The sequence below is a fragment of the Aerococcus urinaehominis genome (assembly GCF_001543245.1).
In the GTDB taxonomy this organism is placed as follows: Bacteria; Bacillota; Bacilli; order Lactobacillales; family Aerococcaceae; genus Aerococcus; species Aerococcus urinaehominis.
Window position 1 is genome coordinate 1,270,423 of sequence record NZ_CP014163.1, and the last position, 21,139, is coordinate 1,291,561.

Consider the following 21,139-nt stretch of genomic DNA (forward strand, 5'->3'; position numbering starts at 1 on the left):
GATAATAATTCGCAAGACCTGTTTTTATATGTTTTTAACTTACTTCAATCAAGCTTTGACCAGTTTTGATTGTATTCTGGTCTTTAACTGGATAGTCAAAATTTTGGAAGTCGTTAGAGTTGGTAATAATGACCATGACGGTTGGATCGTAACCAGCAGCCTTAATGGTATCAATATCAAATTCGGCGACTAATTGGCCGGTTGTTACTTGGTCACCCTGGCTGAGATGGCTAGTAAAGCCTTGACCATTCATTTTGACAGTATCAATACCGATATGGATCAGCACTTCTAGTCCATCTTGACCGGTAAAGCCATAGGCATGTTTACTATCATTGGTAACGCTTAGCTCACCGGTTACTGGTGCGTAAATTTTACCCTCACTAGGCAGAATGGCTGCCCCCTTACCCATGATTTCTTGAGAGAAGACGGGATCAGCTACCTGGCTAAGTGGAATGTAGCGACCTGCTACTGGATTGCTTACTGCCAGTGGACCGATGGCTGATGTAGACTGGGCGGGGCTAGCAGTTGCCTGGTTTGTGGCTGGTTCAGCTTGGTTATCAGTTTGGGTTTCCTGACTTAGTTGACTGAATTTACGTTTGCCGTAAATAAAGGTCACAATAAAGGAAACAGCTATTGAAGCTAAGAGGGCAAGCATATAGGCCGGAATTTTTTCGGCAAATATAGCGACAAAACCAATAAGACCGGCTGGACCAAGTGACCGACTGCGAACCCCCATCAGCCCCATCATTAGGGCACCGACGCCAGCTCCGGCCATCGCAGAGTAGAAAGGAAAACGGTGTTTCAGGTTGACCCCGAACATGGCTGGTTCAGTAATCCCTAGCATGGCTGATAAGGCAGAAGATGAGGCCAGGCCTTTTTCTTTCTCACTCTTAGTTAAGAAGAAGATGGCCAGAGCAGCTGCGCCTTGTGCGACGTTAGCAGCGGAAGCAACCGGGAAGATAAAGTTACCACCAGTGTTAGCTAAATCAGCGATAAGAGAAGTTTCTACTGCTGGGAAGGCTTGGTGGAGGCCAGTTAGGACGATTGGTGAGTAGAAGATACCAAAGACGCCTAGACCTAAGCCACCTAAGGTGTCAACTAGCCAAACTAGAGAACTAGTGAACCAATCAGAAGCTGTTCGTAAGACTGGGCCGACAAAGGCAAAGGTTAAAAAGCCAGTGATAATCACTGATAGCATAGGGGTAAAGGTGAAATCGACAGCATTATTTAAATGTTTGTGGAAAAATTTCTCTAGGCTGGCTAAAATCCAGGCAACCCCAATTACTGGTAACACTTGGCCTTGATAACCGGCTTGGGCAATTTCTAAGCCAAAGATATTCCAAACAGGCATTTCACCAGCTGCCATCGTTTCAGCTACCGCATAGCCGTTAATCAGATCTGGCATAACTAGCATCATACCTGCTGCGGCACCGAGGAAAGGGTTACCTCCAAAACGCTTAGTAGCTGAAAAACCAATTAAAATAGGTAAAAAAGCAAAAGGTGCAGAGGCAAACATATTAATCATAGAGGCAACATCAGTTAGGGCCGGATACATCTCCACAACAGCTTGGGGGCCGAAAAGGCCAGGGGCTGTTAAGACATTATTGAGGGCCATCAAAAGGCCGCCAGCTGTTAAGGCAGGAATCAAAGGCACAAAAATATCTGACAAGACCTTAATCAAACGCATCACCGGATTGCTGGTATCATTAGCTTGCGCTTCATTTTTCACTTCAGCTGTTGAGGCGGCAGTAGCCCCAGTTATTTTTACTAGTTCATCGTAAACCGGTCCAACATCACCAGGACCTACTATGATTTGGTACTGACCATTAGCCTTGAAGGTTCCCTTGAGATCAGGATCTTCATCTAAGGCGGCTTGGTTAATCTGGTCCACATCCTTAACAACTAAGCGTAGGCGGGTGGCACAGTGAGCAGCAGAAGTTAGGTTCCCTTGTCCAAGTGCATCAGCAACTCTTTGGGCAACTTCTTTATGATTCATATTCTCTCCTCCTTAAAAGGCAAAATTTATAAAACGCTTACAATTTATGACCATAGTTTACCACCCGATAACAATTAAGTCAAAGCTTTTCTTAATTTCCTTATAAAACATTAAATAAGCTTTAACACCAATATGTAAACCTTTGACATATACTTATGTAAGCGGTATAATTTTGGTAGTTATTATGAATGTATTGCAAGGGAGGATATTGCCATGACTCATCAATTTACTAATTATACTGATGCTGAACGCTATCGGCCTTATCAAGATTGGACACCAGACCATATACATGCCTTAAGTGAACGGGTTGCCAAGTCACCTTGGCGTGCCAACTACCATATCGAGCCAGAAACAGGTCTTTTAAATGATCCCAATGGCTTTTCTTATTTTAATGGTCAGTGGCAGCTTTTTTACCAACATTTTCCTTATGGTGCAAGTCATGGGTTAAAATCTTGGCGCCATTTAACGAGTCCAGACCTGGTTCATTGGCAGGACCAAGGGACGAAAATTTATCCTGATACGGGTGTTGATTCCCACGGTGCTTATTCAGGTTCTGCTTGGCTCCAAGAAGATAGCTTATTTATATTCTACACTGGCAATGTACGCGATCAGAACTGGCAGCGACTGACCTTCCAAAACGGCGCCTGGCTGTCCAAGGAGGGGGAAATTACAAAGGAGAAAAAACCACTGATTAAGCAACCTAGCCAGGTAACCAGTGATTTTCGTGATCCCATGGTTTTTGCCTACCAGGGTCAGACCTATATGGTTATCGGTGCTCAGGATGCTAGTGATTTGAGTGGCCAAGTTTTCCTATACCAAGCTAAGGATAATAATTTGTTAGATTGGCAGCTTATTGGGCCGTTACATTTTACGGCTGATACAATGGGCTATATGGTGGAATGCCCTAACCTAGTGTTTTTAGATGGCCAGCCTTTACTAGTTTTCTGCCCACAAGGACTAGATAAAGCGATATTGGATTATCAAAATATTTATCCCAACTGTTATGTGCTAGCTGATGACTTGTCAATTTCAGCATGCTGCTTAGAGGGAGCAGGTGCTATTCACAGGCTTGATGATGGCTTCGACCTCTATGCCAGCCAAGCCTTTAATGCGCCAGATGGTCGCGCGTTGATGGTATCTTGGTTGGGTTTGCCGGATATCGATTATCCAAGTGACCAGTATGGCCACCAAGGCACCCTGAGTCTGGTCAAGGAGTTGAGCCTCGTCAATGGCCAAGTCTACCAATATCCCGTTCATGAAACCAAGGCCATGCGCCAAGCAGTAGAGTCAGTGGCTGGTTTACAGGCCCTCAGGGATAATACTTATGAACTAGAAGTTAGTCTAGCAGCCAACCAACAGACTCAAATTATAGTTTTTGGTAACCAGGATGCTAGCCAGGGCTTACGCATTGAATTAGATAGTCAGCTAGGTCGGGTGGTCGTAGACCGTAGCCAGTGTGGCCAGCTTTTTGCTGAAGAATACGGGCAGGTTCGGGAGAGCTTAGTGGAAGCAGCCAGTCCTATGACTTTAAATATTTTTATCGATCAATCGGTATTTGAGATTTATATTAACAAAGGACAAAAAGTTATTTCTGGCCGCGTATTTCCAGGTCCAGGTCAAAATTATATCAAGCTAGACCAGGGTCAGTTATGGTATCTAGCATTATAGGAGGAAGATGATATGGCTGTTACACTAAAAGACGTGGCTCAGTTAGCTGGGGTCTCAGTAGCTACGGTTAGCCGAGTAATTAATGACAAGGGTTATTTATCTGCAGCTACTCGTGCTAAGGTTGCGGCAGCCATTGAGGAGTTAGGCTATCAGCCTAATTTTATGGCGCGTTCACTTCAAGGTAAGCAGACTCAATTAATTGGTTTAGTTTTTCCCAGTATTCAAAATGTTTTTTATGCTGAACTAATAGAAGCTCTTGAGGATAAGCTTTACCAGCAGGGCTATAAAAGTTTTTTAGCTACTTGTGACTACCAGTCCAATAAAGAAAAGGCTTATATTGAGATGTTACAAGCTAACCGAGTTGATGGAATGATTGTCGGCTCTCATGCGCTCAAACCAGCAGACTATGCGGATGTTCAAGCGCCGGTTGTGAGTTTTGACCGTTATTTAGGCCCCAGTATCCCAATTGTATCTAGTGATAACTATCGTGGTGGCCAGTTAGTTGGCCAGCATTTCCAAAAAAAAGGCTTAACCAATATAGCGATTGTAACGGGTGCTAATGAAGCGGACTCACCAACCTATGACCGATATTTGGGTTTTAAAGAGAGCTTATCTGACCAAGAAAACATCGCTCTTAGCCATTGGCAACTGTTGCCTGATTATAGTATGGTCAGGCGGCGCTTGGTCTTGGGGGACCTGCTTAGGACCCCAGGATTAGAGGGAATCTTTTGCACAGATGATTTAACGGCACTTTTGGTCCTAGATCTGTTAGGTCATGATCAGAATAAGAATAGCATACAAGTAGTTGGCTATGATGGCAGCCAGTTAATCAACCGTTATCACTCCTATTTAACGACTGTTCAGCAACCGGTGGCTGACCTGGCTGACCTATGCGTGGAAATGCTAATGAAGCGGATTGCGGGGCAAGTATTTTCTGACCATACGCATATCAAATTACCAGTATATTTGCGGGTAGGAACATCAGGCTAGGTCTCTTTTCTCAACTAGCTTTTATGTGCTATACTGGAAAGGAAATTATAGATTCTAGGAGGCTATCCCTTTGACCCAAGCAAACGAAACTTTCTATATTACCACTCCGATTTACTATCCAAGTGGTAAGTTACACATTGGTAATTCTTATACAACTATTGCCTGCGATGTATTGGCCCGTTTTAAACGTATGGCTGGGGCCGACGTTTTTTATTTAACCGGAACGGATGAACATGGTTTAAAAATCCAGCAAAAGGCTGAAGAATTAGGGATTAAACCCCAAGAGTATGTTGACCAAATGGCCGCAGATATCAAGGCGCTTTGGCAACGACTAGGGATTTCTAACGATAAATTTATTCGAACAACGGACCCTGAACACGTCGCAGCTGTTCAGGATATGTTCGAACAACTTCTTGCCCAGGGAGATATCTATTTAGGTGAATATGAGGGCTGGTATTCAGTGTCTGATGAGGAATACTTTACAGAGTCGCAATTGGCCGAGGTCTATAAGGATGAAGACGGTAAGGTGATTGGCGGTAAGGCACCATCTGGCCATGAAGTAGAGCTAGTTAAAGAGGAGTCTTATTTCTTTAGGATGTCTAAATATGCTGACCGCCTCTTGCAATACTATGAGGACCATCCTGACTTTATCCAGCCTGAATCACGGAAGCATGAGATGATTAATAATTTTATTAAACCTGGTTTAGAGGATTTAGCAGTGACACGGACTTCATTTAACTGGGGGATTCCTGTTAAGTCTAATCCCAAGCATGTCATCTATGTCTGGATTGATGCTTTAGCCAACTATATTACCGCCCTAGGTTATGGGTCAGATGATCAAGCATTATTTGACAAGTATTGGCCAGCTAATGTCCATATGGTTGGTAAGGAAATTGTGCGCTTCCACACCATCTATTGGCCAATTATGCTAATGGCGCTTGACTTACCACTGCCAAAACAAGTTTTTGGTCATGGCTGGTTGGTGATGGCTGATGGCAAAATGTCTAAATCTAAGGGTAATGTTGTCTACCCTGACATGTTGGTAGCGCGTTATGGCCTAGATGCTCTTCGTTATTACTTGATGCGGGAAGTACGTTTTGGTTCTGATGGCGTCTTTACACCAGAAAATTTTGTTAACCGGATTAACTACGACCTAGCTAATGACTTGGGCAACCTTCTTAACCGGACTGTATCTATGGTTAACAAGTATTTTGATGGGCAAGTGGGTGCTTATCCTGGTCAAATTACTGCTTTTGATGCTGACTTAGAAAATCAAATCGTCCAGACAATTAATGTTTACAAGAAAGAAATGGAAAGTTTACGCTTTAGTCAAGCACTTGACCATGTCTGGGATTTAGTGGCGCGTACTAATAAATATATTGATGAAACTGAGCCTTGGCTTTTAGCTAAGGACGATAGTCGAAATGATGAGCTGCAAGCTGTTATGTACCATTTATTAGATAGTTTGCGCATTATTGCAATTCTGATTCAGCCAGTTTTAATTGAGACGCCGGCTAAGATTTTTGCGCAAATTGGCCTAAATACTGACCAAGCAATGACGGTTGAGGCATTAAATATTGGTCTCTACCCTAAAGATGCACAGGTTGTGGCTAAGGGGCAACCCATCTTCCCACGTTTAGATAAGGAAGAAGAAGTAGCCTATATCCAAGACCAGATGGCTCAGACAGGGGCCAAAAGTCTGGATGATGCTGACTGGCAACCTGAGGAGACTAACCTAGTATCAGTTAAGGAAAAACAGATTAAATATGATGCCTTTGATAAAGTAGAGCTCAAAGTGGCTGAAATTATAGATTGCGATTTTGTGGCGGGTGCTGATAAATTGTTGAAATTCCGCTTAGATGCTGGTGATGAGGGGCATCGTCAAATCTTGTCTGGTATTCGGGAATTTTACCCTGAACCTGAAAGATTAATTGGTAAAAAGGTTTGTATTGTAGCTAACCTGAAGCCACGTAAAATGAAGGGCGAAATTTCTCAAGGTATGATTCTATCAGCAGAGCATGAGGGCCAATTATCACTAGTCTTTGCCCCTAGTGAGGCAGCCAATGGTTCAGTAATCGCCTAAGGTAGATAAAAAGCTAAGGTGGCTGTGTATACTTATATCTCAGCCACTTTCGTTTTGCTTATTAGGCTAGTACCTGGTACCAGTTGGCTGGTATTAGCGATTTAGGAAGGAAAAAAACATGTTATTCGATACCCATACCCATATCAACGTTGACGACTTTGATGTCGACCGTGCGGAAGTGATTGCCAGAGCTAGAGAGGCTGGGGTTGCAGGTTTTGCCATTGTTGGATTTAATAAGCACACTATCAAGGCAGCTCGTAAGTTAGCTAAAACTAATGCTGATATGGTCAGCGTTTTAGGTTGGCACCCCACTGAGGCTAAGGATTTTACTGACGCCCATGAGGCTTACTTACTTAAACACCTTGATAATAAACGGGTGGTTGCTCTAGGGGAGACCGGTCTAGATTATTACTGGGATACATCAAGCCCAAGGGACCAGGAGCGGGCATTACGCCGCCAGTTAGCTATTGCTCGCGAGTTTAAACTGCCAGTAGTGATTCATAACCGAGAGGCTACTGCGGATGTCTATAAGATTCTCAAGGATGAAAATGTGGGGCAAATAGGTGGTATCATGCACAGCTTCGGAGAGGGGCCGGAGTGGGCAAAAAAATTCTTAGATTTGGGCATGCACCTATCTTTCTCTGGTGTGTCTACCTTTAAAAAGACAGATGATGTCCGTGAGGCTGCTCAGTTAGTCCCTGATGATAAAATTTTGATTGAAACAGATGCGCCGTATCTAGCGCCAGTACCCAAACGAGGTAAGCGTAATGAACCAGCCTATGTTCATTATGTTTGTGAAAGGTTGAGTGAGGTTCGAGAAACTTCTTACACCGATTTTGCCGAATTAACCTTCAAAAATGCCCTCAATTTGTTTAAGCTGAAGCACGATGACCAGGATGGGTTGAAGCGCCTTGACTAAGACTAAAATTAAGCAGGTTCTAGTGGTGGAAGGCCGGGACGATACCAAGCGCCTGCAAGAATATTATGATGTGATGACGATTGAAACTAACGGGTCAGCCCTATCGCCAGTAACTTTGGCAGAAATTCAAAGAGCCCAAGACCTGTATGGGGTGATTGTCTTTACTGATCCAGATATTTCAGGATCTAAAATTCGTCAGACTATCACCCAGGCGGTTAAAGGGGTTAAGCATGCTTTTTTGACAGTTGATGAAGCACGGCCTAGTCATAGGGCTAGTCTGGGGGTGGAACATGCCAGTTTCAAGTCGATAGACAGGGCCTTGTCCCAGGTTTATGAGCTGGCTGAGAATGTTTCAAACCAACCAGCTATCAGCCAGGCTGACCTTTACCGCCTGGGTTTAGTTGCTAGCCCTCAAGCTGCGGATCGCCGCGACTATCTGACAAATCGGTTGCGTATTGGCCATGTTAATGGCAAGCAACTGGCTAAACGCCTAAATTTATTTCAAATTGATATTAAGCAGGTGGAAGCCATTCTCGCCGACTTTGATGAATAAGGGGGACCTATGAAGAAAAAATACATTGCAACACCAACAAGGACAGGGGAATTATTAGCTAAATATGGGCTTTCAGCCAAAAAAAGTTTGGGGCAGAACTTTCTAATGGAGCCACAAATATTAGATCATATGGTAGCGGTGGCAGATATTGATAAGACTACTAATGTTATCGAAGTAGGCCCAGGAATCGGCGCCTTAACTGAATTCTTAGCCCTAGCTGCTAACCAGGTGTTAGCCTTTGAGATAGACCAACGCTTGCTACCAGTTTTGGCTGAATCCTTGGCTGACTATGATAATGTTGAGGTGGTGAATGCAGATATCCTAAAGGTTAACTTGCTTGAAACTGTAACTGATAGATTTGAAGCCCAGTCTCCCTTGGCAGTGGTGGCTAACCTGCCTTATTACATCACCACACCAATTATCTTTCACTTGCTAGATTCTGGTGTGAAAATTGATACTTTTGCCTTAATGATGCAAAAAGAAGTGGCAGAACGTCTCACTGCTAGTCCTGGGAGCAAGGCTTATGGCTCTCTGTCTATAGCGATTCAGTATTATTGTCAGGCCGAAATAGCCTTTGTTGTGCCACCAACTGTCTTTAAGCCTCAACCTCGGGTAGATTCAGCAGTTTTAGTGCTCAGAGCCTTAGACCAACCTCGGGTTCAGGTTGCAAATCCTGATTACTTCTTTAGCCTTGTTCGGACAACCTTTACCCAACGTCGTAAAACACTTTATAATAACCTGCGGCAAGCTTTCGGTAAGGACGAAGACCAGCAAAATCGTCTAAAAGTTGCTTTGGACCAGGCCGGGATTGCTGCCAGTGAACGTGCTGAAAACCTAGCCATTGAAGACTTTGCACGTTTAGCTGAAACTTGCTTAGACCAGGGCCTATCTTTTTGCTAAAAGTGCCAGCGGGTAGTTGACAAATACTGCCAAATTTGTTAGTTGAATTAAATGCAAAAGTGTGCTATTATGTTATAATAGGAAGGTGAGCGCATGCCAACTAATATAGCTGACATTAAGCAAGAGCTTGATCAAAATATTGGACGTCCTATCTGTGTGACCCAGCAGGCTGGTCGTAAACGTATAATCAAACGGAACGGCGTCTTAAGTGATACTTTTCCCTCTGTTTTCGTGGTCGAACTAGACCAGGAAGAGAATAAATTTGAGCGCGTTTGCTACTCATATACTGATCTTTTAACTGAGTCAGTTGAAATTGAGTTTACAGGAAGCTAATTCACACACAAATTTAATCAAAAAGGCCCGGCGTTGCCGGGTTTTTTTGTTGGATATAATCTTTTGTAAAGGTAAAGGGACCATGATAAAATATATAAAAAATGTAAGGAGGCTAAAATTGGAAACTTACGAGATTGCACCTGCTAAAATCAATCTAGCCCAAGATATCCTATTTAAGCGTCCTGATGGTTACCATGAGATTGATATGGTCATGGCCTCGGTGGATCTATCTGATTATTTGACCTTTAAGTGTCGCAGTGATCAAGAAATAAGGGTGACGACTAGCCAAGCCTTTTTGCCTAATGATAAGCGTAATCATGCCTACCAAGCAGCCCGTCTTTTACAAGTTAATTATCAGGTTGCTAAGGGGGTGGATATCGGGATAAAAAAACGCATTCCGGTTGCTGCTGGTCTGGGTGGCGGATCGACTAACGCTGCAGCTGTTTTAAGGGCACTTAATCGCTTGTGGCACCTTCATCTTAGCCAGGAAGAATTAGTAAAATTAGCTAGTCAATTGGGATCAGACGTGCCTTACTCTCTCGTAGGGGGTGTGGCTAGAGTTCAAGGGATGGGAGAAATTATAAAACCACTTAGCAAGCTGCCTGTGTCCTGGGTGATAATTGCTAAGCCACCAATATCTGTCTCAACTCGGAAAATTTTTAATCAAGTCGATATGCAGGAATTTTTAAAGCAGCCTAATGCTAGCCAGGTAGCAGCAGCAATTGAGGCTCAAGATTATCAAGCCTTAATGGCAGCAACTGGTAATTCTTTAGAGCAAGTGACCTTTGCCCGGTATCCGTGGTTGGCTGAACTTAAGGCCAAGATGGAAAAATTTGGCGCCCAGGGAGTCACCATGTCTGGGTCCGGTCCTTCGATTATCGGCTTTACCCAGCACCAGCAGCGCGGTCAGCGCATATTTAATGGCCTCAAGGGTTTTTGCGAAGAGGTCTATCTAGTAAGGGTGCTCAATCGTCCTCAAGATTTGAGACCATAGCGTGCTAGAATTAAAGAGACCAAGGTCTCTTTTTTATTTAGGAATACTTTACTAGTGTATAGGTCTGCTTTATGATATCTTTTTCTAGTTATAATCGTAATTTTTACGATTTAATTTCGAATGTAGAAAGGATGGTGGCTAATGGATTATATTAAAGTTGATAAATTAGGATTTTCTTGGGATGATGAACCCGTATTAAATAATATTAGTTTTCGAGTAGCTCAAGGAGAATTTGTTATCCTGACGGGTGAAAATGGTGCAGCCAAGTCCACGTTATTGCGTAATATTTTAGGCCTACTGCAACCAGAAAGGGGCCAGGTTTGGATTAGTCCAGTTAATAGTCAGGGAGAAAAGATGCAAATTGGTTATGTACCACAATCAATTGCTTCATTTAATTCTGGCTTTCCGAGTCGGGTGTTGGAATTTGTGGAATCCGGCCGTTTTCAGCAGGGGCGTTGGTTTAAGCAGTTAGATACTGTGGACCATGAACATGTAGAACGGGCGCTTAAATCGGTTGGTATGTGGGACCTTCGTTATAAAAAAATTGGCGAGCTTTCAGGGGGACAAAAACAGCGAATTTGCCTAGCTAGGGTTTTTGCGACCGATCCCGATCTCTTTATCCTTGATGAGCCAACGACAGGTATGGATAAGTCCTCACGTAGCCAGTTTTATGATTTACTTAAACACAATACCCGTGTTCATGGCAAGGCTGTTTTAATGGTTACTCATGAGGATAATATGCTAAAAGATTTCTATGACAAACAAATTCACTTAGTTAGAGAGGAGGCCTCACCGTGGCGATGCTTCAGTATGAGTTCATGCAAAGAGCCCTCATAGCTTCTGCAGCTATTGCAGTTTTTTCTCCTGTTTTGGGTTTATTTTTAATTCTAAGACGTCAGTCCTTAATGGCTGATACCCTATCTCATATTTCATTGGCGGGGGTTGCTTGTGGCTACCTGCTCGGAATTGATCCGACCATAGCGACCATCGTTTTCGTCGGTTTGGCGGCATTATTACTAGAGTACCTGCGGCAAGTTTACGCTAATTATTCAGATATTTCAGTTGCTATATTGATGTCAGGTGGGATGGCAGTGGCCTTATTATTGCTGTCACGTGTAGAATCAGCAGCATCTATAGATGCCTATTTATTCGGATCTATTGTTACCATCTCATGGTTCCAGGTGATACTCCTAGTTATTTTAGCTTTGCTGCTAATTACAGCTTATATCATTTTTCGCAAGCCATTCTATGTTTTAACATTTGATGAAGATACTGCCCATACAGCTGGCTTACCAACGCGCTTGATGTCAACTCTCTTTTCGATTGTGACCGGTGTGGCTATTTCTGTAGTGATGCCAATTGCCGGGTCTTTATTAGTATCTGCTATTATGATTATGCCAACAGCCATTGCTATGAGAAGTCTGAAGAGCTTTAATACTGTTATCTTGGCTGCCATCGCAATTGGGCTGGTGGGTATGGTAGGGGGGCTAGTTACCTCTTACTATTTTGACACACCACCAGGAGCTACCATAACTTGTGTCTTTTTAAGTATTTTTATCTTACAGACTATTTTACTACGGATTAAGGGCCGCTAGAGTAGGATAAATGTTGGTATCTTATGCTTTTATTGATTAAAAATAACTTGTATAATAAGGTGATATTAAAATAGGAAAGTGATTACATGACTAAGATTAAACGTAGCCACCGTCTAGTGGATATTACCCAATACTTACTCAGTCACCCCCATCAACTGATTTCGATGACTTATTTTGTTGATCGCTTTAATACGGCTAAATCTTCTATTTCTGAAGATGTTGCTATTGTTAAAGACCAATTGCAAGCTGCTGGTGTTGGTATTGTTGAAACTGTGTCGGGGGTAACTGGTGGTGTTCGCTTTATACCATATTTAGCTAAAGACCAAGCTAAGTCAGAGGTCTTGACTATAATCGATCAATTAAAGACAGGTGACCGTATTTTGCCGGGGGGTTATTTTTACCTCACTGATATTTTGAGTCATCCCAAATACTTGCAGACAATTGGTCGTGTGCTGGCAACTAAATATGCCCATTCTGGTGCGACTGCTATTTTGACGGCTGCAACTAAGGGAGTTCCCCTAGCTCAAGTTGTTTCTATGTATCTAGGGATCCCCTATGTGATGGCGCGACGTGACTCTAAGGTTACTGAAGGACCAACTGTTTCTGTCAATTATGTGGCTAGAACCAATGGGCGCGTAGAGAAATTAGAGGTTACCCGGTCTAGTCTAGCAGAAGACTCTAAGGTCATTTTAATTGATGATTTTTTAAATTCAGGTGGTACTATCCATGGCATGCTTGGTATTCTAAAGGAATTTAATAGTCAATGTGTCGGTGTTGCTGTGCTTTGTGAAAGTTATCGACGTGAAGCAGACCTGTCTTTTGAGTTCGATTCTTTGATAAAATTGGGTCAGCCCAATACAGAAACAGGCGAATTATCCTTAGAATTTGGTTCTATATTCGATTAAAAGCGCTACGGCGCTTTTTTTGTTCATAAAGCTCGTCAGTCTGGCAACAACTATAGGTTAGTATGCTATAATGTTAAAAATTATATTCATGAAAGGAGGACAGACATGGTCTGGTACATGTTACTAATGGTAATGAGTGTCTTTATGGGTTCAGAAATCATGGCGGTTAGCTTGCCGTTTGGTCAAATAACGATTTATCGGATACTCGTATTGGGCTTACTACCGCTACTGATATTAGCCATCGGGCGTCAGGACCAGAAGCTGACGATTGACCGACAGTCCTATGCTAATTTTTCAGTGGGCGTCTATATTATTTGGCTACTTGTAGGCCTGGTGTCGGTCATTTGGGCTGTGCAAGTGACGGCTTGGATTAAGGGTATTTTTCTTTTGACCCTTGGTGTTTTGGCAATTGTTGGTCTTTATACCTGGGTTAACAAGTTTTTTGATTGGCAGCTCATCTTTAAAGGTGCTTGGCTAATGATGACCTTATTGACTCTCTGGGGTCTGACAGAGATAGTAACCAATACTTATCTCTTCGCCGACCTAGCGACCTTGGATAAATATCGTACTTTTGCTAGCCAGCCTTGGACCAGGATTCCCATTACACATTTTACGAATCAAAATGACTTTGCCACGATGCAGTTGGCGTATTTAGCCAGTAACGGTGTCATCTATCATTTGACAAGAACTCGGGGTATCAAAATAGTGACAGTCCTCATGACGGCGTTATCATTGTTTTTAATTTTTCAAAGTGGGTCACGAATGAGCCTTTTGATGGGACTGGCTTATTTCCTGATTTTGATTTTACTCCAATTCAAGTGGGACTTTAAGAAGCACCACTATATCTTGGCTGTTCTAGGCCTCTTAGTCTTAGTGAGCGCAGTCTGGCTATTGGTGCCTAGCATCAGGTCTAGCTTATCATCCCTTTACTATACAGGCCAACCTGGCCGTATTTACGGGGATACGGCCCGGGTCAATATGTGGCGTAATGGCTTGATTTTTTTGGGCCAGACCCTAGGCTTTGGAGTGGGCGCTGGCAACCTACCATTTTGGTTGGAACACTATGCGCCCTTGCCGATCAATAAAATATATAATATTCATAACTGGTGGTTAGAGATATTAGTGGGTTACGGATGGTTAGTATTTGCCTTGTATCTGGTTATGTATGGCTTGGTTCTCTACCGGCTTAACCAGGTCCGTCACCGCCAAAATAGCAGTAAGCGTCAGGTAACTAATGCCCTAATGACTTTTATGATTATTTTTATTCCGGCCTCAATTACGTCTGCGAACAATATGATGATTGAATGGCATTGGATATTTTTTGGCTTAATTATTTCTTATTTGCATATCATGGAGAAAGAGTATTTGATCAATAGGAGGACGAGATGAGTTTAGTTACCTTAATCAGCGAGCTATGGCGCTTTATCAAAGATCATTTTCTGAAAATTATTCTGGGCGCTCTGCTTGTAGCGGGACTCGCTATGACAGGTCGGCAGTTATTAATGAATCGCTTGGAGCATCAGGATGTGAGCCAGTTAGTGAATGGCCAGGAAGTAAGCCAGGATGAGGTTGAAGCAGCTAGTCAATTTTTACAAGCAGTTTTTGCTAGTCAACCGGCTGGATTTTCTTTTGTAGCCTATTCAGAAGAGAATAGTATTTTTGATAATTCCTTTATCTTTGATGAGTTCTTTAGCTCGCCAGCTGTAGTGGCCGACCTGGAAGCAGCTTCTGGCGTGCCCATCCAAAAAGCTATCGATGCTGAAAAAATAATGGGCTTGACTAAGACCAATGAATACCGGGGCGTCATTGCCGGCGTCCGCGATACCTCTTCTAATGAAATTTATATTCGGGTCTTGGTATCAGCTGATCCAAAAGAGAACCTGGCAGTTGCTCAGGCCATTAAAAATTATATTGACCAGGGGCGGGTGCCGTTTATGGAAAGCCTAAAGGTTAATTACTTAAATCCAGTAGCTATAGGGGAAGAAATTAACCTGGAGGCTTATCCAATTGTCCCAACCGAGGGGACATTGATTGCCAGTATGCCGAGCTTAGCGGCCCTACCAATTTGGGTTTATGGGGTAGTAGGTTTTGTTTTGGGCTTATTTATAGCCACAGTTGTCTTGTTCTTGGCCCACTTATTGGGAAGAAAAATTGTCTATGCCTTCGATTATAGCTGGGATCTTGATGATAGTCAGTTTATGCTTAATCAAGCTAAGACCAGTCCAGCAGAAATTGCTGACTTAGTAACAGGCCCAGTTAATAGTCAACGACTAGTTCTAGACCAACGTACTGATTCAGCTTATACTGGCTTGACAAATCAAGTGGACCTTGATTGCCTAAATGAGGCTGTTATCATTATTCAAGCAGGTCAAACTGATAAAAATTGGTATCAAAATCAGTACAAGGCACTACAAGCTTATCCACTGGCTCTCAGAATTGTGCATTTATACTAGGAGCTGATTTGTTATGACAGGAGAAAATTATTTGGTGTCGATTGTCACACCTGTTTATAATGCGGCAGCCTTTATCGGTGAGACCATTCAAAGTGTTCAAAACCAGACCTATGAAAATTGGGAACTAATCTTGGTTAATGATTGTTCACCTGATAATAGTAGAGATATTATTTTGACCTACCAAGCCCAGGACCAACGGATAAAATTAATTGATCTGGCTGAAAATGGAGGAGCTGCCGTGGCACGCAATGCTGGCCTTGATGCAGCCCGGGGGGATTTTATTGCCTTTATTGATAGCGATGATGTTTGGAGCCCAACCAAATTGGCTGACCAGCTAGCCTTTATGATTGCTCATAACTATGCCTTTAGTTATACTGATTTAGCTTTAGTGGATGTGGATGGACAGATTATTAAGCCTAGTCAAAATATTCCCAAGCAATTGACCTATCATCAGTTGTTGAAAAACACTGCTATAGCTTGTTCAACAGTTATGATTGATAAGCGCGTAACCGGTTCGTTCCATATGCCACTAGTTCGCAAAGGCCAGGATACAGCAACATGGTTGATGTTAATGCGTGAGCATGATTTGGTAGCTTACGGGTTAGATAAGGTTTTAAATTACTACCGGCAGGTGCCCGGATCTGTTTCTTCCAATCGTTTAGCTGCCCTCAAGCGCACTTGGCATACTTATTATCGTTTGGAAAGACTTCCTCTAACTAAGGCGGCCTATTATTTTGGTCATTATGTTTATAATGCCATGCGTCGTCGACTCTAATCTAATTCGCGGTAAAAATATTATGAGGCTAGCACACCAGTTAGCCTCTTTTTTTCAGGATAATCTTAAGATAAATTCAATCTAGGCAAAGTTGTTATTTATGGTATGATATAATTACTTTTCTGGTCCTATAGCTCAGGGGATAGAGCAATCGTTTCCTAAACGATGTGTCGGAAGTTCGAATCTTCTTAGGACCGTTTTTTTATTGCAAAAAATTAAGGGAGAATCAATCATGCGTATCTTGCAGATAATGAGTGGTTTCGGTGGTGGTATTTCATCCTTTATCATGAATAAGGCTAAGCAGATGCCCAAGTACGGGGTAATATTTGATGTGGCTACTTATGATGAATGTAACCAAGAATTTGAGCAGGCGATTAGTGGAACGGGTGGGCAGATTTACCGGCTAGCTAATCCTAAAAAGGCAGGTTATCAGGCTTTTAAACGGTCGCTCTTACTAGCCTTTGAGGCCCACCATTATGATGCGGTTCACTGCCATATTGCTGGTTACCGGGCGCTCGCATATTACCATATTGCTCATCCCTTTGTTGACAATCAATTTTACCTTCATGCCCATACTGTTAGGCGACTCGATACTTTAGGTCGAAAAGGCCGCCTGTTAGCCGCAGTTGAACGCCGGATTAATTCACATTTATCTAAAGCTTACCTGGGTTGTGGTAGGATGGCAAACCAATCCTTTTATCGCTTGGATTTACCAGAATCGGAGATGATGGTTGTACCTAATAGTATAGAGGCCCAGGATTTTATTCTGTCAGACCAAGATCAAGTAAAGCGACGAGAACAGTTAAAAGCTCAGTTGGCTATAAATCCAAATAGCTATTTAATCGGCCATATTGGCCGACTGGTGGCGGTTAAGAATCATGAAAAAACTTTGGAAATCGCAGCTCTAGCTAAAAATCAAGGATTGAATTTGTGCTTTCTAATTATTGGGTCAGGGCCTAGAGAAAGTGAACTACAAAAACTAGTAGATCAGAGGGGTTTAAGCGACTATGTAAAATTTACAGGTCGCTTAGCGCCAATTAGTGCGTATTTTGCTGGCCTAGATGCGTTATTACTACCATCTTTTACGGAAGGTTTTCCAACTACCATTGTCGAATCTCAGGCTGCTGGTGTACCAGCCTTGGTTTCTAATCGCGTAACTGATGAGGTAGACTTTGGTATTGATTTGGTAACTTACTTGCCCCTAGAGGCTGATAGCCAAGTTTGGTTAAAACATTTGCTAACTTCTTTAGAGCAAGCTATTCCTGATTCAGGACACCGCATGCAAGTACTAGAAGCTAAGAGGTTTACTAATCAAGCTTCTGCCCAACTCTATGTTGACTTTATGGCTGGCCGAATCAGTCACTTTCATTTATAAAGGAGGGGCTAATCTTGAAAATGTTAAGAAACATTATGAGTGTGGCCGCATCTAACATTGTTGGTTTTGGGACCAGTTTTATCATTAACTTTCTCTTGCCAGCAATATTAGCTGTTTCTGATTATGGCTACTATAGGGAGTACATTCTCTATACATCTTATACCTATCTTTTTAACTTGGGTTACAATGATGGAATCAATATCAAGTACGGGGGCCGAGAATTGGCAGACCTAGACCGTCAGGCTGTTAACGCGGAAAGGTCCTTTGTTACTTTTTTTCAGATTTTGATGTTTATCCTTATGCTAGCAGTGGCTCTAGCTAAGCAGGATATGGTCTTAGTTTTTTTTGCGGTGGTGACCTTTTTTGATACCATGCGAACTTACCATCAGAATTTTCTTCAAGCAATTGGCGTTTTCTCCATCTATTCGCGAGGAAATATCTTAAAGAGTCTTTTTTACATTGGGCTTCTTCTTCTTTCTGTTTTTGTATTCAGGTCAGATAACTATTATCTCTACATTATTTTAAATATCTTGTCATATGTTTTTATGTATATTTACTATGAATGGCATTTTGGTAAGCATTTTGGTTACAGGTTCACCTGGTCCAAGGCTGGTAAACTTAACCTCTTCAGGATTGGTTTCTTTATTTTAATTGCCAATATGTCCTTGACCTTTGTGGCTAATGTGGGGAACTGGGTTGTTAAGTGGTTTTACACGATAGAGGATTTTGCTCGATACAATTTTCAAAATTCCATGCTTAATGTTATTCTCTTGATTGTTAATGCAGTAGGAATGGTGTTTTACAATATCATTGCCAAGCAGCGTGAAAATAATACCTACATGAATATTATCAAGCAGACTTCCTTGATTCTGGGTATTATAGGGGGCTTAGCCTTCTTTGCGCTTAAGTTAATTATTGTCAACTTCTTACCTCAATATTTGCCATCAGTCAGTCTGTTATCGGTAACCTTTATTGCCGTTCCCTATATTATGTTGTCGCGGATTTTAATCGCTAACCTCTACAAATCGAGAACTTCTGAAATGGTTTATTTTAGGGATAGTTTGATATATGCAGGCTTATCATTAGCCTTTGTCATGGCAGCTCATTTCGTTAGTCATACTATGCTGGGGGTAGCTTCGGCGACTAGTCTTTGTTACCTATTCTGGTATATCTATGCGACAGAATTAAAATTTCCTTACCTGAAGAATACAGGTAGAGAGTGGCTTTTGATTGCTAGCCATATTCCTGCTTTTTATTTGGCTGCCAATTATCTGAATCCCTATCTTGGAGCCCTGGTTTACTTAGCCTTTCTCTTAGGTGTAGTCTTGTGCTTCAAAGAAGATTTTAAGACTATTTGGGGAACATTAAAAAATTAATGATATTAAACTTTTCAGTAAGATCGGTTTTTTGAACCGGTCTTTTTTAATTAGCCAGGCTTGTTAGCACATTGTAATCTAATTGCAATATGAAAGGATTTGGCCTGTGTTATACTTTTTAAGAATATTTTATGAAGAAGGGGATTAGTCATCTTGAAACGAACACCAGCTTATATTTTTGCCTTAGCCTCAAGTTTAGCCCTCAGTGCGACAATGGCCCAAGAGGTATCTGCTGCTGAGACACAAATTAATGACCAAGTACAGCAAGAAGCTGTTACTACTAACCAAAGCAAGCCAGCTGATAATGATTTGAGCGCTAGTGACCAAGCTGCCTTAGACCAGGCCCGAGACCTAATTGCCCAGGTAGCTGCTGAACAAACTGGACAAGAAGTAAGAAACACAAATGCTTCTGCTGAAGCACTCGACCAAAATTCAGTGACGGATGATGGTCAAGACAGTGAGTCTAGTGTAGCAGGCAGCACAGAGCCTAACTTAATAAGTAGTCAGGATCAGGCTGCTAGTGACCAGTCAGTTACTAGTGGGGAGCAAAAAACTATTCTTGCCGATAATGGCAAGCAATCACCTATTAAAGTGAACGACCAGGTTGAAATTAAAAATACCTCAGTGGCTGCTAAAGTATCGGCAGACCAATTAGCTGACTTGGACCGCATCCAAGGCCGTGACCGCTTTGAAGTTGCAGCTAAGGCTAGCCAGTTAGGCTGGGACAAGTCTGATACGATTCTATTAGCTAATGGCTACAAGGGTGCTGATGTGCTTACAGGCACTCCCTTGGCCCACGCTCATGACATGCCAATCCTCTATACTAAAGATACATGGATTCCTGAGGTAACTTTACAGGAAATGCGCCGTCTGCAAGTAAAACATGTTGTCTTATTGGGAGCCCAGGCTAGTGTGTCTGATAAGGTCGCCGAGCAACTATTGGCCTTAGATTATCAGGTTAGCAGGATTGGTGGTAAGAATCGCTATGAGCAATCTGTACTTATTGCCCGCCAAATGGAAAAAGTGACTGGTAAACCAAAGCAGGCCTTTCTGGTTAATGGTTATAAATTTGCGGATGCCTTAAGTATCGCGACAGCTGCTGCTAATATGCAGGCACCAATCTATTTAACTAAAGGTGACCAATTAGCGGATGAAATTATTCCAGCATTGGATCAAATTGGCCAGTTGACTATTATTGGCTCACAAGCTTCGGTATCAGACCAGGTTGTTAAACAAGCCCAGAATCTGGGTGCCAAGGTCGACCGAATTCCAGGTAAAAACCGTTACCAAGTGAATCGTAATATCTTAAAGAAATACCATGGTAACCAACCGGTTTTATATGTGGCCTCTGGTGAGATCTTCTCAGATGCGCTACCAGCCGGCAATTTAGCCGCTAAACATGGCCATGCTGTCCTGTTGGTTAAAGATGAGAATGTTTATAATGTTAAGGAGCAAGTCGAATATGCCCTTAGCCAAGATGTTAAAACTTATCTTTTCTTCGGTGGCACTAAGACCCTAGGTACTAAGACTGCTCAATGGTTTAAACAACCACAAGCCTTTTTAGACCAGATTAAGGCTAATGAGGCAGCGGCAGCAGAAGCTAAACGTTTGGAAGCTGAGCGTAAGGCGCAGGCGGCCAAGGCCAGTAAAACAGTTACAGTAGGCAAGACTAATAGTAGCTTCCTAAATAAATTAATTGTCCCAGCGATGGAGCTGGCTCATGAAAATGGTCTTTACGCTTCAGTCATGATGGCCCAAGCTGCTTTAGAGTCTGGTTGGGGAACAAGCCTCTTGTCTCGGGAGCCAAATCATAACTTATTTGGTATTAAAGGGGCCTACCAAGGACAGAGCGTTAATATGCAAACTTTAGAAGACTCTGGTGGCCGTAATTATTATTCAATTCGGGCTAATTTCCGCAAGTATCCTTCTTATCGAGAATCGCTTCAAGATTATACCAACCTACTTAAAAACGGCTTAACTTCAAATCAACGTTTTTATGCGGGTGCTTGGAAGACCAATACCAATAGCTACCAGGAGGCTACCCGCTATTTAACTGGTCGCTACGCAACTGATAGTGCTTATGCTAGCAAGTTAAACCGCATTATTAGTCAAAATAACCTAACGCAATATGACACACCAAAAGATGCAACAGGTAAAATTCAGGTCGTGGTTAAATAATATATCTAATGAAGGGGTCTGCCATTTAAGAGGCGGACTCCTGTTT

Annotated in this window: 18 protein-coding genes and 1 tRNA gene; 18 read left to right on the plus strand and 1 reads right to left on the minus strand. The window is 42.4% G+C overall.

Translation table 11 applies throughout. The features are described 5' to 3' along the window. Positions 1–34: 34 nt before the first annotated feature. Positions 35–1,996 carry a sucrose-specific PTS transporter subunit IIBC gene (locus AWM75_RS05785; protein WP_067979500.1) on the minus strand — a complete coding sequence of 654 codons (1,962 nt, stop codon included), beginning with the start codon at positions 1,994–1,996 and terminating at the stop codon, positions 35–37. Positions 1,997–2,209: 213 nt separating this feature from the next. Here AWM75_RS05785 and AWM75_RS05790 point away from each other — a divergent pair, with 213 nt between their 5' ends. The 18 genes from AWM75_RS05790 (at position 2,210) to AWM75_RS05875 (ending at position 21,093) form a co-directional block, all read left to right on the plus strand. Then, on the plus strand, positions 2,210–3,664 hold the full coding sequence (locus AWM75_RS05790) for a sucrose-6-phosphate hydrolase (RefSeq protein ID WP_067979503.1): 1,455 nt from the start codon (positions 2,210–2,212) through the stop codon (positions 3,662–3,664). Between the two features lie 12 nt (positions 3,665–3,676). Continuing rightward, the gene (locus tag AWM75_RS05795) at positions 3,677–4,654 is read left to right on the plus strand and encodes a LacI family DNA-binding transcriptional regulator (protein ID WP_067979506.1); all 978 of its coding nucleotides are present in this window, start codon (positions 3,677–3,679) and stop codon (positions 4,652–4,654) included. 70 nt (positions 4,655–4,724) lie between these two features. Beyond that, positions 4,725–6,737: a methionine--tRNA ligase gene (gene metG / locus AWM75_RS05800; protein WP_067979508.1), complete on the plus strand. Its 2,013-nt coding sequence runs from the start codon at positions 4,725–4,727 to the stop codon at positions 6,735–6,737. A 118-nt stretch (positions 6,738–6,855) separates the two neighbouring features. Beyond that, complete coding sequence (locus tag AWM75_RS05805; protein WP_067979511.1) at positions 6,856–7,656, plus strand: TatD family hydrolase; 801 nt, start codon at positions 6,856–6,858, stop codon at positions 7,654–7,656. Further along, positions 7,649–8,209: a ribonuclease M5 gene (gene rnmV, locus AWM75_RS05810; RefSeq protein ID WP_067979514.1), complete on the plus strand. Its 561-nt coding sequence runs from the start codon at positions 7,649–7,651 to the stop codon at positions 8,207–8,209. The genes AWM75_RS05805 and rnmV overlap by 8 nt, the downstream gene beginning before the upstream one ends. A gap of 9 nt (positions 8,210–8,218) precedes the next feature. Then, the gene (rsmA, locus tag AWM75_RS05815; RefSeq protein ID WP_067979518.1) at positions 8,219–9,109 is read left to right on the plus strand and encodes a 16S rRNA (adenine(1518)-N(6)/adenine(1519)-N(6))-dimethyltransferase RsmA; all 891 of its coding nucleotides are present in this window, start codon (positions 8,219–8,221) and stop codon (positions 9,107–9,109) included. 93 nt (positions 9,110–9,202) lie between these two features. Beyond that, positions 9,203–9,442: a Veg family protein gene (locus AWM75_RS05820; RefSeq protein WP_067979520.1), complete on the plus strand. Its 240-nt coding sequence runs from the start codon at positions 9,203–9,205 to the stop codon at positions 9,440–9,442. A gap of 118 nt (positions 9,443–9,560) precedes the next feature. Further along, positions 9,561–10,436 (plus strand): 4-(cytidine 5'-diphospho)-2-C-methyl-D-erythritol kinase, encoded by an 876-nt coding sequence (ispE, locus tag AWM75_RS05825; RefSeq protein ID WP_067979533.1) that lies wholly within the window; start codon positions 9,561–9,563, stop codon positions 10,434–10,436. Positions 10,437–10,577: 141 nt separating this feature from the next. After that, a complete protein-coding gene (locus AWM75_RS05830) occupies positions 10,578–11,273 on the plus strand; it encodes a metal ABC transporter ATP-binding protein (protein ID WP_067979535.1) in 696 nt (231 codons plus the stop codon). Further along, a complete protein-coding gene (locus tag AWM75_RS05835; RefSeq protein ID WP_067979537.1) occupies positions 11,231–12,031 on the plus strand; it encodes a metal ABC transporter permease in 801 nt (266 codons plus the stop codon). The genes AWM75_RS05830 and AWM75_RS05835 overlap by 43 nt, the downstream gene beginning before the upstream one ends. Before the next feature lie 86 nt (positions 12,032–12,117). Further along, positions 12,118–12,936: a pur operon repressor gene (gene purR, locus AWM75_RS05840; RefSeq protein WP_067979539.1), complete on the plus strand. Its 819-nt coding sequence runs from the start codon at positions 12,118–12,120 to the stop codon at positions 12,934–12,936. Positions 12,937–13,041: 105 nt separating this feature from the next. Beyond that, positions 13,042–14,325 (plus strand): O-antigen ligase family protein, encoded by a 1,284-nt coding sequence (locus tag AWM75_RS05845; RefSeq protein WP_074572612.1) that lies wholly within the window; start codon positions 13,042–13,044, stop codon positions 14,323–14,325. Continuing rightward, positions 14,322–15,389 carry a hypothetical protein gene (locus AWM75_RS05850; protein WP_067979541.1) on the plus strand — a complete coding sequence of 356 codons (1,068 nt, stop codon included), beginning with the start codon at positions 14,322–14,324 and terminating at the stop codon, positions 15,387–15,389. Before AWM75_RS05845 ends, AWM75_RS05850 begins: the two co-directional genes overlap by 4 nt. A gap of 13 nt (positions 15,390–15,402) precedes the next feature. Next, on the plus strand, positions 15,403–16,164 hold the full coding sequence (locus AWM75_RS05855; RefSeq protein WP_067979542.1) for a glycosyltransferase family 2 protein: 762 nt from the start codon (positions 15,403–15,405) through the stop codon (positions 16,162–16,164). 124 nt (positions 16,165–16,288) lie between these two features. Then, a tRNA-Arg gene (locus tag AWM75_RS05860) sits at positions 16,289–16,361 on the plus strand. 8 nt (positions 16,362–16,369) lie between these two features. Continuing rightward, positions 16,370–17,539: a glycosyltransferase gene (locus AWM75_RS05865; protein WP_074572615.1), complete on the plus strand. Its 1,170-nt coding sequence runs from the start codon at positions 16,370–16,372 to the stop codon at positions 17,537–17,539. A gap of 20 nt (positions 17,540–17,559) precedes the next feature. Continuing rightward, entirely contained in the window at positions 17,560–18,915 is a 1,356-nt protein-coding gene (locus AWM75_RS05870) for an MATE family efflux transporter (RefSeq protein WP_067980901.1), read from the plus strand. Between the two features lie 153 nt (positions 18,916–19,068). Beyond that, positions 19,069–21,093 carry a cell wall-binding repeat-containing protein gene (locus AWM75_RS05875; protein WP_067979546.1) on the plus strand — a complete coding sequence of 675 codons (2,025 nt, stop codon included), beginning with the start codon at positions 19,069–19,071 and terminating at the stop codon, positions 21,091–21,093. Positions 21,094–21,139: the final 46 nt, after the last annotated feature.